This is a genomic window from Bradyrhizobium sp. CCBAU 53340 (assembly GCF_015291645.1).
Taxonomy (GTDB): Bacteria; Pseudomonadota; Alphaproteobacteria; order Rhizobiales; family Xanthobacteraceae; genus Bradyrhizobium.
The window spans coordinates 2,594,064-2,608,231 of the sequence record NZ_CP030055.1; the positions used below are offsets into that span (position 1 = coordinate 2,594,064).

General features: G+C 64.8%; 9 protein-coding genes and 1 pseudogene. 9 read left to right on the plus strand and 1 reads right to left on the minus strand.

Annotated features, from left to right (window positions below; genetic code table 11):
• Positions 1-5: 5 nt before the first annotated feature.
• The 8 genes and pseudogenes from msrB to XH89_RS12155 all read left to right on the plus strand — a co-directional run bounded on the left by msrB (position 6) and on the right by XH89_RS12155 (position 11,584).
• The gene (gene msrB / locus XH89_RS12120; RefSeq protein ID WP_194467276.1) at positions 6-518 is read left to right on the plus strand and encodes a peptide-methionine (R)-S-oxide reductase MsrB; all 513 of its coding nucleotides are present in this window, start codon (positions 6-8) and stop codon (positions 516-518) included.
• Between the two features lie 192 nt (positions 519-710).
• The gene (locus tag XH89_RS12125) at positions 711-2,543 is read left to right on the plus strand and encodes a flagellar hook-basal body complex protein (RefSeq protein ID WP_194467277.1); all 1,833 of its coding nucleotides are present in this window, start codon (positions 711-713) and stop codon (positions 2,541-2,543) included.
• 34 nt (positions 2,544-2,577) lie between these two features.
• Positions 2,578-4,461 carry a flagellar hook-associated protein FlgK gene (flgK, locus tag XH89_RS12130; protein ID WP_194467278.1) on the plus strand — a complete coding sequence of 628 codons (1,884 nt, stop codon included), beginning with the start codon at positions 2,578-2,580 and terminating at the stop codon, positions 4,459-4,461.
• A 20-nt stretch (positions 4,462-4,481) separates the two neighbouring features.
• A complete protein-coding gene (locus XH89_RS12135) occupies positions 4,482-6,365 on the plus strand; it encodes a flagellar protein (protein WP_194467279.1) in 1,884 nt (627 codons plus the stop codon).
• A 71-nt stretch (positions 6,366-6,436) separates the two neighbouring features.
• A complete protein-coding gene (locus XH89_RS12140; protein ID WP_194467280.1) occupies positions 6,437-7,213 on the plus strand; it encodes a hypothetical protein in 777 nt (258 codons plus the stop codon).
• Between the two features lie 10 nt (positions 7,214-7,223).
• Positions 7,224-8,824 (plus strand): annotated as a pseudogene (locus XH89_RS12145) (hypothetical protein).
• Between the two features lie 19 nt (positions 8,825-8,843).
• Entirely contained in the window at positions 8,844-10,091 is a 1,248-nt protein-coding gene (locus XH89_RS12150) for a hypothetical protein (protein ID WP_194467281.1), read from the plus strand.
• Complete coding sequence (locus XH89_RS12155) at positions 10,088-11,584, plus strand: aspartate aminotransferase family protein (protein WP_194467282.1); 1,497 nt, start codon at positions 10,088-10,090, stop codon at positions 11,582-11,584. Before XH89_RS12150 ends, XH89_RS12155 begins: the two co-directional genes overlap by 4 nt.
• Before the next feature lie 67 nt (positions 11,585-11,651).
• Here the strand turns inward: XH89_RS12155 and flbT are convergent, their stop codons facing one another.
• A complete protein-coding gene (gene flbT, locus XH89_RS12160; RefSeq protein ID WP_194467283.1) occupies positions 11,652-12,089 on the minus strand; it encodes a flagellar biosynthesis repressor FlbT in 438 nt (145 codons plus the stop codon).
• Between the two features lie 323 nt (positions 12,090-12,412).
• Between flbT and XH89_RS12165 the strand changes: the two genes are divergently transcribed.
• Positions 12,413-14,020, plus strand: a complete 1,608-nt coding sequence (locus XH89_RS12165; protein WP_194467284.1) for a flagellin — start codon at positions 12,413-12,415, stop codon at positions 14,018-14,020.
• Positions 14,021-14,168: the final 148 nt, after the last annotated feature.

A 14,168-nucleotide genomic window follows, 5' to 3' on the forward strand; every position in this document is an offset into this window, starting at 1 on the left:
ATGAGATGTTTGACCGCCGCATCCTGCTAACGACTGTCGCCGGCCTGTTTGGGCTTTCGGCCTTCCGCTGGCTGAGGGCAACGCCGGCCCAGGCTGGAGAGAAGACCGCGCAGAAATTCGAGATCGAGAAGACCGACGCCGAATGGCGCGCGCAATTGACGCCGCAGCAATATGAGATCCTGCGCAAGGAGGGCACCGAGCGGCCCGGCTCCAGCCCGCTGCTGAACGAGCACCGCAAGGGCGTCTTCGCCTGCGCCGGCTGCGACCTGCCGCTGTTTACGTCCGAGACCAAATTCGAGAGCGGCACGGGGTGGCCGAGCTTCTACCAGCCGATCGAGGGCAATGTCGGCAAGACCGAGGACCGCACCTTCGGCATGGTGCGCACCGAGGTACACTGCCGGCGCTGCGGCGGCCATCTCGGGCACGTCTTCGACGACGGTCCGAAGCCGACCGGACTGCGCTATTGCATCGACGGTTTCGGGCTGGTGTTCCACCCCGCGGGGCCGTCGGCGACGTAGGCGTCATTTGAAGTGTTTTCCCCGGCAATTGTTGCCGGTCCGGCAATTATGCCCCGGTCGTCCGACCGGGGCATTTCTATTTAAGCCATTGATTTTATGAGGATACAAGCTTTGGCATAGGCCTTGCGACTGTGTCCCCGACTGCGGCCATGGGTCGACCTGCCGCCGAGACCGGATTTGGAGACAAAGTTTATGGGTATCTTCGATGCAATGAACACCTCGGTGGGCGGTCTGCAGGCGCAGTCCTACGCGCTTCAGAACATCTCGGGCAACATCGCCAACTCGTCCACCACCGGTTACAAGGGCATCGGGACCAGCTTCGAGGATCTCATCCCCGACGCCTCCGTGCCGAGCAAGCAGGTCGCCGGCGGCGTCACCGCGCATGCCCAGGCGACCATCACCACGCAGGGCACGATCTCCTCCTCCAGCGTCGCCACCAACATGGCGATCACCGGCGACGGTTTCTTCTCGGTGCAGAAGGCAACCGGCGTGGTCGACAATGTGCCGGTGTTCAACGGCGTCACCTATTACACCCGTCGCGGCGACTTCCAGGTCAATGCCAACGGCAACCTGGTCAACGGTGCCGGCTACTATTTGATGGGCGTCACGGTCGATCCGAAGACCGGCAACCCGACCGGCAACGTGGCGACGGTGCTGAAATTCCAGAACAACTTTGTCCCGGCGCAGGCGACGACCGCGATCCAGTATGCGGCGAACCTGCCGACCCAGCCGAACACGGTGGCGAGCTCGACCGCGGCCACCGGTTCGCTCGTAGCCAATGGTGGTCTCAATCCGTCCGACTTCTCGGCCAACCCGCTGCCGGTCGGCACGCCGGCAGCGCCCTATACGGACGCCACCATTACCGGCACGTCCGTCAGCAATCAGAACACGCCGCAGGCCGCCATCACCGCTGCGACGAAGCTGTCGGGCACCTCGCCGAGCGACTCGCTGACCACCAGCTTCGTTGCCGGTGATACCATTACCGTCGGCACTGCTCCGGCGACCACAATCACCATCACCGCGGCCGGTACCGGCCTGCAGGACGCAACCCACGTCCGCGCCGACGATACCGTCGGCAACCTGCTCACCGCGATCGGTGCCGCCACGGGCGTGGCGCCGACCATCAATGCCTCCACCGGCGCAATTACGTTGCACACCGGCACGGCACAGGATCTCAGCGTCACGAGCTCGGCGCCTGCGTTCTCCGCGCTCGGATTCACGAGCCCGGTGACCAAGGCGCGCGGCGGCGGCGGCACCGCTGGAACGGGCACGGTGATTGGCAACGACATCTCGACGTTCACCAAGGAATCCATCAGCGGCGGTGCGGTGACGGCCTACAACGCGGCCGGCACGCCCGTGAACCTGCAATTGCGCTGGGCCAAGACCGACAGCGCTGCACTGGGCACCGGACACACCGATAGCTGGAACCTGTTCTACCAGACTGACCCGAACGCGACCGGCACGACGGTCGGCTGGGTCAATACCGGCCAGACCTTCACGTTTGCCAGCGATGGTTCGCTGTCCACGCCGAGCGGCTCGGGCATCACCATCAACAACGTCAGCGTCAGCGGCCAGTCACTCGGCTCGGTGGCCTTCAACATCTCCTCCGGCGGCTTGACGCAATTTGCGAGCACGAGCGGCGCCGTGACCATCAACACCATCACCCAGAACGGCTACGCCGCCGGTCAGCTCCGCTCGGTTGCCGTCAACAACAACGGCCTCGTGGTCGGCACTTTCTCGAACGGCCAGAATCTCGACCTTGCCCAGGTGTCGCTGTCGCACTTCAACGGCACCAACTATCTCAAGGCGCTGGACGGCGGCGCCTACGCGGTGACCGACCAGTCGGGTCCGGCAATCGACGGTGCCTCGGGCACCATCAGCGGCTCGTCGCTTGAAGGATCCAACACCGACATCGCCGACGAATTCACCAAGCTGATCGTGACCCAGCAGGCCTATTCGGCCAACACCAAGGTGATCACGACCGCGAATTCGATGGTGCAGGACCTCTTGAACGTGTTGCGCTGATCGGCGCGTAACGTAACCATAAGGCGGCCGTAACATGGGTTTGAGTTCAGCCCTTGCCAGTGCGATGAGCGGTCTGCGTGCCAACCAGGCCGCGCTCTCGATCACGTCCTCGAACGTCGCAAACTCGCAGACGCCGGGTTACGTCGCCCAGACGCCGAACCAGATCGAAATCACCACCGGCGACTTCGGCTCGACGGCGATGACGACCGGCGTCAGCCGGGAGCTCGACAGCTATGTGCTGAACCAGCTGCGCACCGAGACCGGCGGCAGCGGCTACGCCGACCAGATGGCCAACATTCTGAAGCAGCTCCAGAATGTCTATGGCAACCCCGGCGGCAGCGGCACGCTCGAGACCGCGCTGAACAATTTCACCAGCTCGCTTCAGGCGCTGTCGACGAGTGCGGGCTCGTCGTCGGCGCAGACGGTCGCCGTCGGGGCTGCGCAGGCGCTGGCCCAGCAGCTCAACATCACCACCAAGGGCATCCAGTCGCTGCGCTCCAATGTCGAGCAGGATCTCGGCACCTCGGCGCAGCAGGCCAACGCGGCGATGAACCAGATTGCCGACATCAACACCAAGCTCCAGGGCCTGGCTTCGACCGATCCGACCGCGGCAACGCTGATGGATCAGCGCGACCAGGCCATCAACACGCTGTCGAAACTCGTCGACGTCCGAGTCACCACCGACGGATCCAACCAGGCCAACATCTACACCACCACCGGCATCCAGCTCGTCGGCGCCGGGCTCGCCTCGCAATTCTCCTTCACCTCCGCGGGCGCGCTCTCTGCGACCTCGCTCTACAATGTCGATCCGACCAAGTCCGGTGTCGGCGCGCTCAACATCAAGCTGCCGAACGGCTCTTCGATCGACGTCGTCGCCAACAACGTCGTCTCCTCCGGTCAGATCGCAGCCGATCTCAAGCTGCGCGACCAGACGCTGGTGCAGGCGCAGAACCAGGTCGACCAGCTCGCGGCGACGATGTCGAGCGCGCTGTCGGACAAGACCACGGCAGGCACCGCCGTCTCCGGCCCGCCCGCCGGATTCGACGTTGATCTCGCCGGAGCGGCGCCGGGCAACGCGGTCAACATCACCTACACGGACACGACGACCAACACGCAGCGCCAGATCACGCTGGTCAACGTCACCGATCCGACGGCGCTGCCGCTCCAGAACGCTGCCAACGCCAACCCGATGCGAGTCGGGGTGAACTTCTCCGGCGGCATGGGTGCGATCGCTTCGGCGCTCAACACCGCGCTTTCTGGTGTGCACCTCTCGTTCTCCGCAGCCCCGCTGCCGGCGACCGCCACGACGTTGCGGATCACCGATGATGGCACCGGCCTTGCCAAGGTCAATTCGTCCTCGATCTCCAAGACCATCTCGTCGCTGACCTCGGGCAATCCGCAGCTGCCGCTGTTCACCGACGGCGGCACCACGCTCTACACCGGCGCGATCACGGGGGCGGGCTCGCAGATGACCGGCCTTGCCGGGCGCATCGCGGTCAACTCGTCGCTGGTCACCGATCCGAGCAAGCTGTCGGTCTACAGCACCTCGCCGGCGACGCCCGCGGGCGATACCACGCGCTCGGACTATCTCTATTCGCAGCTCACGACGGCGGTGTTCTCCTATTCGCCGCAGACCGGGCTCGGTTCGTCGAGCCAGCCCTTCAGCGGCAACGTCTCGAACTACCTGCAGCAGTTCCTGAGCGTGCAGAGCAATGCTTCGACCCAGGCGACCCAGCTGCAGCAGGGCCAGAGCGTCGTGGTCTCGACGCTCCAGGCCAAGTTCAACTCGACCTCCAGCGTCAATCTGGACTCGGAGATGTCGAACCTGATCCAGCTCCAGAATGCCTATGCCGCCAACGCCCACGTGATGTCGGTGGTGCAGACCATGATGAACACCTTGCTCCAGGCTCAAGCGTAACCAGTACAGGGCTCTGAAACATGTCGATCAGCAGCATCAACTATTCTTCGTCGATTCTCGGCGCGCAGATCCGCAACATCAATCAGCAGCTCACCGACCTGTCGACCCAGCTCTCGACCGGCAAGCTGTCGCAGAACTATTCGGGGATGGGTGCCAACGAAGGCTTTGCGATCGCCTCGCGCGCGCAGCTGTCCAACATCGCCGCGTATACCGACACGATCACCAACGTCAACGTCAACATCAACCTCGCCAACACCGCGCTCCAGTCGCTGACGACGATCCGCAACACGGTGCAGACCGGGTCCGCCGGCACTTCGCAGGATCTCAACGTCAACGGCCAGACGGTCGCGCAGAACACCGCCGCCGCCCAGTTCGGCTCGATGGTCGGCGTCCTCAACACCCAGTCGGGCAACCGCTATCTGTTCTCCGGAACCGCCGTCAACACGCAATCGGTCGCGAACGCCGGCGACATCATCAACGGCACCACCACGCTGGCGGGCCTCAAGACCGTGATGGCGGAGCGCCAGGCGGCCGACCTCGGCGCCAACGGCATGGGGCGGCTCTTGCAGACACAGCCGACGGCGAGCTCGGTGAAAGTGTCGGAAGACGTCGCCGGATCGCCGTTCGGGTTGAAGATCGCAGCGGTCTCCTCGACGCTGACGGGCGCGACAGTGACCGGCCCGAGCGGCTCGCCGGTGTCGTTCTCGGTTGACCTCAACGGCACAAATCCGAACAATGGCGACAAGCTCAGCGTTCAATTCACGCTGCCTGATGGCACGACCGAGCAGATCGATTTGACCGCCACGACCGCGACGCCGACGCCGGCCGGCAGCTTCGCGATTGATACGACCACCCCGGCCAACACCGCGACGAATCTCAACGCCGCGCTGAACACGGCGATCCAGAAGCTCGCCAATACCTCGCTGGTGGCGGCATCCGCCGTGACCGCCGGCGACAATTTCTTCAATACCGCGAGCTCGGCGATCGGCACGCCCGTCAACAACCAAGCGGCACCGGCCGCGCCGATCACCGGGGCGACCGCACTGTCCGGCACGGCCCCCTCGGACTCGATCTCGCCCGGTTTCTCCGCCGGCGACAGCATTACGGTCAACGGCACCACGCTCTCCTTCGTCGCCTCGGGCGCCACTGGCAACCAGCTCAACGTCACCGACAGCATCCAGACCCTGCTGAGCAAGATCGACTCCATCACGGGCACCTCGAGGCCGTCGACCGTTCATGGCGGCGTGATCACGATCAACACCGACGACGCGTCGAGCCTGAGCATCTCGGGCTCGACTGCCGGCGCAACGGCAGCACTTGGCGCGCTCGGCTTCAGCTCGTCGCCGATCAGCGCGACGCAGCCGCCGCTGCGGGTCGGTTCCTCGCCGGCGACCTCGGCGACGACGCTGGTGAACGGTTCGGCCACGACAGTGAAATGGTATCAGGGTAATGACGGCCCCGGCTCGGCGCGCTCGACCGCGGTGGCGCGGGTCGACGATTCCGTCACGGTGCAATATGGCGCGCAGGCCGACGAGGACGCGATCCGCAATCAGTTGCAGGCGATCGCCGTGTTCGGCACGTTCTCGACCTCGCCGACCGGGCAATATTCGGGCGGCCAGGTCGCGGCGCTGAGCCTGCGCACCACGCAGGCGCTGACGCCGCAGCCCGGGCAGCAGAAGGTCGAGGACATCCAGACCGACATCGCGATGGCCCAGAACACGATGAAGGACGCGACCACGCGCCAGACTCAGGCCAAGGCGCAGCTCCAGACCATCATCGACCAGGCGGAGTCGGCCTCGCCGGACCAGGTCGCGAGCGAAATCCTGTCGCTCCAGAATGCGCTGCAGGCCTCGTATCAGACGACCGCCAACCTCGCGCAGCTCTCGCTGGTCAAGTTCCTGTAGGGGCGCATTAAGGCGCCGTTAACCATGCCTGTTTACCTCTTGGTGAGGATTTGAGCGGGGCGGAGCCGTCGATGTCGGACAAGATGCAGCTGGTGGTCGCGACGCCGTGCTTCGGCGGGCAGGTGTCGAGCATTTACGCCAGCTCCATCTTCGCGCTCCAGCGCGCCATGCACGGCATGTCCAATCTCGCCCTCAAGGTGCTCCTGCGTGACGGCGATGCGCTGATCACGCGGGCGCGGGCCAACCTGGTCGCGATGTTCCTGGACGACCCTGATGCCACGCATTTCCTGTTCGTCGACGCCGATATCGGTTTCAAGCCCGAGCAGGTGTTCCGGCTGATCGAATGCGGCGCCGACGTCGTCGCCGGCTGCTATCCGATCAAGCGGGTCAACTGGGACAAGGCGAGGCGGGCGATCCAGGCCGGCCGCGTTGACGTGCCGGCGGCCTCGCTCGACTACGTGCTCGAGATCGAGGACCCCGATCGCATCGTGGTGGTCAATGGCTTCACCCGCGTGCGCTACGCCGGCACCGGTTTCCTGATGATCCGCCGCCAGGCGCTGGAGGCGATGTGCCGCCATCCGGACTACGCCAATCTGCAGTTCTTCCGCGAGCATTCGCATGACTCGCTCGTCACGAGCCCGAACCGGTTCGCGCTGTTCGAATGCATGATCGATCCCGCGACGGGGACCTATCTCTCCGAAGACTTCGCCTTCTGCAAACGCTGGACCGATATCGGCGGCGAGATCTGGGCCGATATCCAGAGCTCGCTCGACCACGTCGGTCCGTCGGTGTTCCACGGCGACATCGCCTCGCAATTCGCGCCGGCCCCGGCGGCCGACGCGGCGTGAGCCTGTCGGGATGAGCATCGGCGCATCCCGTCTGTCCGACATCGAACGAGCGTCCGAGGGCGGCTCGCGCTATCGCCTGCGCGATCTCTTCACACCGCTGGATACGTTGCTCGTGTCCGGCGGAGACGGGCGGCTGGCGCTCGACCCGAAAGAGCGCGTCAACGCCTATGGCTGTGCACCGTCGCCCGAGCCCGAGATCTGGAATTTCGCCTCGTCAACGGCTTCGACGATCTCGCAACGAGCCTATGACCGCGCCGCGCTGGCGCGCGAGGGCTGGTGCACAAATCGCTGTTCGATGAGGTCGAGATCGCCTTCGACCGGCGCTGCGAGGACATGCGCGAGGAGCTGCGTGGTCACTTCCAGCTGTCGCCACGGGTCGAAATCGTGTTCTCGCCATCCAGCACGGACTCCCAGCTTCATGCCCTGTTCCTCGCCGGCGCCGCGCTTGGCGCGCCGCCGGTGACGATCGTGGTCGGCGCCGACCAGACTGGCAGCGGTACGTTGCAATCCGCGCGCGGGCACCATTTCGGTACGATGACGGCGAGCGGCGTTGCGGTGCGCAAGGATGCCGCGATCGCGGGCCTCGCCGGCGACAGCATCGCGGTGCCGCTGCTCGATGTCTCTGGCCTCATGATGCGTACTGACGCGGATGCTGCGGTGATGCGTGCGACCGAGGACAGCCTCGCGCAAGGCCGGCGCGTTCTGTTGCACATCATGGATTCGTCAAAGCTCGGCTGGCGTGCGCCGAGTGCCGCCTGTCTCGATGAGATCGCGCGGCGCTGGCCACGCAAGGTTCAGGTCGTGGTCGATGCCTGTCAGGCGCGGCTCGGCCGCCGGCGGCTGCGTTCCTATCTCGATCGCGGCTACATGGTGCTGATCACGGGCTCGAAATTCTTCGGCGGGCCTGCCTTCAGCGGCGCGCTGCTGGTGCCGAAAGGCCTGTCGCGCGCGATCGACCGGATCGATCGGATCGCGCCTGATTTCTTCGCCTATGCCGGGCGCTGCGACTGGCCAATGGCGTGGACGGCGCTGCGCTCGCGCTTCGAACGCCGTCCGAATTTCGGCCAATGGCTGCGCTGGGAAGCGGCGCTGGCGGAGATCGGCCGCTACTATGCCGTGCCCGGCGCCTTCCGTGCCAGGACCATGACCGAGCTCGCTGCCGGCATCGACAGCATGATCATGCTGTCGCCGTCGCTGCGCGCCGTACCGGCTCCCGTCGACATTGCTGATGCCGATGATGAAGAATTTATGCAGCGCACGATCTTTCCGTTCACCCTATTGCGCCACAATGAGCCGGTGTCGATCTCCGAGACCAGCACCGTCCATCGCGCGCTCGCGCGCGACATGAACGATGACATCGGCGGCAGCGCGGCGAACCGGCAGGTCGCCGCGCAACGCTGTCTCGTCGGCCAGCCGGTGCGGCTGGAGCAACCGGACGGCGTATCGCAGGCCGCGCTGCGGCTCTGCGTCGGCGCGCGAGACGTCACCGACGCCTGGTCGGTCGACGGCGCGCAAGCGCAAGCCAATGTGCAGCGTATCCTCGATCGCATCGCTGATGTCCTGGTGAAGATCGAGCTGCTGCTTGACCGTACCGCCGCCGTGCCGGCGTAGCCCGTATTCGAGGTGTGAGATGTTGCATTCCCTTGCCGCGCCGAATTACGCCGATCGTATCGGCTTTGCGCAGCTGACGCGCCAGGCCTTCGAAGGCGTCGACCTGCATCCGTTACGCGATCAGCTTCTGGCGCGGATCGCGGAAGGAACGGCGCAAGCGGGCGAGGGGCTGGATCTGTCGCTGATCGCCCAGCTGATGGGCGAGAAGGAAGCCGGGCTGGTGATCCAGTCCGAAGTGCTGTCGTTCCATCAGCTGTTTCGCACGCCCGCCGCAGTTCCGAAGCCGGGCTTGCGCGTGCTCGCGCTTGCAGCCGACATCGACATGGGCGGCAACACACCGATCGAATTCCTGCTCGAAGGCTCCGACATCGAGCTGCTGACGCTCTATGTGACCAAGACAACGGGCCTGCCGGAAACGCTGCCCGAGCACGACATTGCCATCGTGGTTGCATCCGATTCCGAGGAATGCCGCGAAGCACTGGCGCTGATCGAAAAGGCCGCGCCGAACTGGCCGCGGCCGCTGCTCAACCGCCCCGAGCTGGTCGGCAATCTCGATCGCGACAAATTGTTTCGGCTGCTGGCCGGTATCCCCGGTCTCGAGATTCCCGTCACCGCCCACGCGACGCGTGCGCAATTGTCTGATCTTGCGGAAGGCCGCATCGCCTGCACGGCGATCACGGGTGAATTGCACTTTCCCATGATCGTGCGGCCGCGCGGTACGCATGCCGGCGTCGGGCTTGCCAAGCTCGACGATGCCGCTGCGCTCGCAGCCTATCTCGCCGAGCGGCAGGAGCAGGACTTCTTCGTCGCGCGCTTCGTCAACTATGCGGGCCCTGACGGGCTCTATCGCAAGATCCGGCTCACCATGGTCGACGGCAAGCCCTATGCCTGCCACATGGCGATCGCCGATCGCTGGGACATCTGGTATCTCAACGCCTACATGGCGTTCAGCGAGGAGAAGCGCGCTGAAGAGGCGATCTTCATGCAGGACTTCGACCATGCCTTTGCTGCGCGCCACAGGCACGCGCTCGACGAAATGAGCCGACGCGTCGGGCTCGATTATTTCATCGTCGATTGCGCCGAGAACCAGAACGGCGAGCTGCTGGTGTTCGAGGCCGACAACACCGCTGTGGTGCATAACATGGATTCGCCGGTCGTGTTTCCATACAAGCCGCCGCAGATGCGCAAGATCTTTGCCGCATTCACCGCAATGCTGTCGCGGCATGCCAAGGAGGCTGCGATGGCGGGCGTCGGGAGTGCAGCATGAACGAGATCATCGGCAACACCCAAGCCGGCGTCACCAACAGATCGCTCGATCCACAGGACTGGAGCGAGTTCCGTGCGCTCGCTCATCGCATGCTGGACGAGGCGATCGACGGCATCGCCAATGTTCGCGCGCGTCCGGTGTGGCAGCCGATCCCGGACGAGGTCCGCGCGGCGGTCAGAACCGACCTGCCGCGCGAGGCGACCGATCTCGCCGAGGTCTATCGCGAATTCTCCGAGCATGTCGCGCCCCATGCGACCGGCAACGTTCATCCGGGTTTCATGGGCTGGGTGCATGGCGGCGGCACCGCGGTCGGCATGGTCGCGGAGATGCTCGCAGCCGGCCTCAATGCCAATCTCGGCGGACGCGATCACATGCCGATCGAGGTCGAGCGTCAGATCGTCGAATGGATGCGCGGCCTGTTCGGCTTTCCGCAAGGCGCGAGCGGCATCTTCGTCACCGGCACGTCGATGGCCAATCTGATGGCGGTGCTGGTGGCGCGCACGAACGCGCTCGGCACGATGGTGCGGCAGCACGGCATCGGCAATGACGGCGCGCTGCTCACGGCCTACGCGTCGAAAGCCGCGCATGGCTGCATCTCCCGTGCGATGGACATCGCCGGTTTCGGCACCGACGCGCTGCGCAAGATCGATGTCGATGCCGAGCATCGCATCGATGTCGCAGCACTGCGGGCGCAGATCGCTGCCGATCGCGAGGTCGGATTCAAGCCGTTCCTCGTGACGGCATCGGCCGGAACCGTCGATATCGGAGCGATCGACGATCTCAAGGCGATCGCGGAGTTGTGCCGCGAAGAAGGCGTCTGGTTTCATGTCGATGGCGCCTTCGGCGCGCTGGCGATCCTTTCGCCCGAGCTCGCACCGTTGCTCGAGGGCATCGGGCTCGCGGACTCGATCGCGCTCGACTTCCACAAATGGGGGCAGGTGCCCTACGACGCCGGCTTTCTGCTGGTGCGCGATGGCGAACGGCACCGGCAGGCCTTCGCGCACCCAGCGGCGTATCTGAGCCGCGAGGCGAGGGGGCTCGCGGCCGGCGCGGTATGGCCGTGCGATCTCGGTCCGGATCTGTCGCGCGGCTTCCGCGCGCTGAAGACGTGGTTCACGCTGAAAACATTCGGCACCGACCGGCTGGGCGCGGTGATCGCGCGAAGCTGCGCGCTCGCAAAATATCTGGAGACCCGCGTGCTCGCCGACCCCAGGCTCGAGCTGCTCGCGCCGGTCAATCTCAACATCGTCTGCTTCCGCTACCGCGCCGGCGATGCGGTCAATCGCGAGATCGTCGCTGACGTCCAGGAATCCGGCATCGCCGCGCCGTCGAGCACGACGCTCGACGGCAAGTTCGCGATCCGCGCCGCGATCGTCAATCATCGCACCGCGGAGACGGATATCGATGCGCTGGTCGCGGCCGTGCTGGAGTTCGGCGCGAAGCGCAGCGGCGGCGTGATCGAGATCGAGGCGCCGCCGCTCGCGGCGCAGTGATGTCACGATAAAACAAAAACGCCCCGGACCTGGTCCGGGGCGTTTTTGCTTGGGACGGACGAAGCGCTCAGGCGGCTGAGCTGACGTCGCCCTTAACGTCACTTTTGGGATGCGTCGCCTCGTACTGGTCCCGCAACTTCTCTTCGTAGGCGATCAGCTTGCGGGCATCTTTCAGCGCCCGGTAGAGGTCGCCGCTCATGATGTTGTTGTTGATGCCCTCGATGATGGACCAAGCGCTGGGCACTGCGGTGACGATATCACGCACGAGGTTGAAATAGGTGCCGTGCTGGGTCTGCGGGTCCGGCGAGATATACATGAGCTGAACCGCGAGATAGACGAGCTTGGCGGGCGTGTCTGCGGTCTCCGGCGTAAGGATGTCGCGCTCGCGCAGGATCGGCACGTTCTCGCCGTCGATCAGAAGGCGGGCGCGCTGATCGGTGTTGGTGATCACGCAGTTGCCGACGATGATGCGTTCGTGTGGCTTGAGCTCGACCTTGAGGGCCATGCCTGTTCTCCATCAACCCTGTTGTAACGAACCGTCGCCGTGCTCGCGCAATGAAGGCGATCGACCGTGATTTGGAGCCGATCCTTGCGCAACATAGTTAACCGGGCGTAAACGACCGCCGTTGCGAGTAAAAGAGCAGCAATATCAATATTGTGCGCGATATTCCGGTCCGTCCGTCGCACTTACGAAGGGGGCATCGCGTGCGGTCGCGGAAAAAGCGGGGGGTTCATTTCACGGATTGTTAGAGGCTTGGACGCACGGTCCGCGGGTCATCTGATCAATCATGGTCAGATAGGACGCGTAGCTACCAGAAAGGTAACAGTATGTCCGGTATCGTTCTCTCCGCATCGGTTCGCCAGAACCTGCTCTCCCTCCAGTCCACCGCTGACCTCCTCGCCACCACCCAGTCCCGTCTGTCGACTGGCCGCAAGGTGAACTCGGCTCTCGATAACCCCACCAACTTCTTCACCGCTCAGGGCCTCGACAACCGCGCCAGCGACATCGGCAATCTGCTCGATGGCATCGGTAACGGCGTTCAGGTTCTCCAGGCTGCCAACACCGGCATCACCTCGCTGCAGAAGCTGGTGGACAGCGCCAAGTCGATCGCCAACCAGGTGCTGCAGAGCCCGACGGGCTACTCCACCAAGTCGACCGTGACCTCGACCGCCATCACCGGCGCGACCGCCAGCAACCTGCTGGGCACCGGCTACACCAACAACACGGCCGTTGGTACCGCCGTGCTGAACGACAACACCGGCACTGCGGTCAACATCACGGCCTCCACCCAGCTGGTTGGCACCGCGGGTGCCACGTCCGACGACCTCAGCACCGCCATCACCAACGGTTCGGTCCTGACGGTCAACGGCAAGACCATCACGTTCGACAACACCGTGACCACCTCGACCCAGGACGCCGCCGGCAACTTCACCATCGGTATCAAGTCGACCAGCACGTTGACGGTGGGCACTGTGCTCTCCGCGATCGACACCATCACCGGTACCGGCACGGCTTCGACCGTCGCGAGTGGCAAGCTCACGCTGAGCACCGGCACGACCTCGGATCTCACGATCTCGGGTACGGGCAACGTGCTCGCCGCGCTGGGTCTCACCGCCGGCACGACCGCCCGCACTCCGCCTGCCATCTCGGGCCAGACGTTGTCGATCGCCGCCACCGGCGGCGGCACCGCCGTCAGTGTTACCTTCGGCACCGGCACCGGCCAAGTCTCGACGCTGAACGGGCTCAACTCGGCGCTGGCGGCCAACAACCTGCAGGCCTCGATCGACTCGACCGGCGTGATCTCGATCACGACCACGAACGATGCGGCGTCCTCGACGATCGGCACGCTCAGCGGCACGGCCTTTACCTCTACCGGCCCGTTCCACAGCGCTGCCATTTCGGCTCCGGTCGCCGATCCGACCTCGCAGACCCAGCGTGCAAGCCTGGTCGCGCAGTACAACAACGTGCTCGCGCAGATCAACACGACCGCGCAGGACGCGTCCTTCAACGGCGTCAACCTGCTCAACGGCGACACGCTGAAGCTGACGTTCAACGAAACCGGCAAGTCGACGCTGAGCATCACCGGTGTGACCTTCAACACCGCCGGTCTCGGCATCTCGAGCCTCGCCTCGGGCACCGACTTCCTGGACAACGCTTCGGCCAACAAGGTCCTGACCACGCTCAATGCCGCCAGCAGCACGCTGCGTTCGGAAGCATCGACGCTGGGTTCGAACCTGTCGGTCGTGCAGATCCGCCAGGACTTCAACAAGAACCTGATCAACGTGCTCCAGACCGGTTCGTCCAACCTGACGCTGGCCGACACCAACGAGGAAGCGGCCAACAGCCAGGCGCTGTCGACCCGCCAGTCGATCGCGGTCTCGGCACTGTCGCTGGCCAACCAGTCGCAGCAGAGCGTGTTGCAGCTCCTGCGCTGATACGCGGCGAAAATCGCCAGTCAAGGCATGGCGGCGGGGCTTTTGCCCCGCCGCTTTTTTGTTGCGCGGCGCGGCTCGCGCGGAGCCGGGGGGAACCGCGGCGGGTTAACGCATTGTTAACCTTGCGGCTTAAGCCGCCATTAACCTT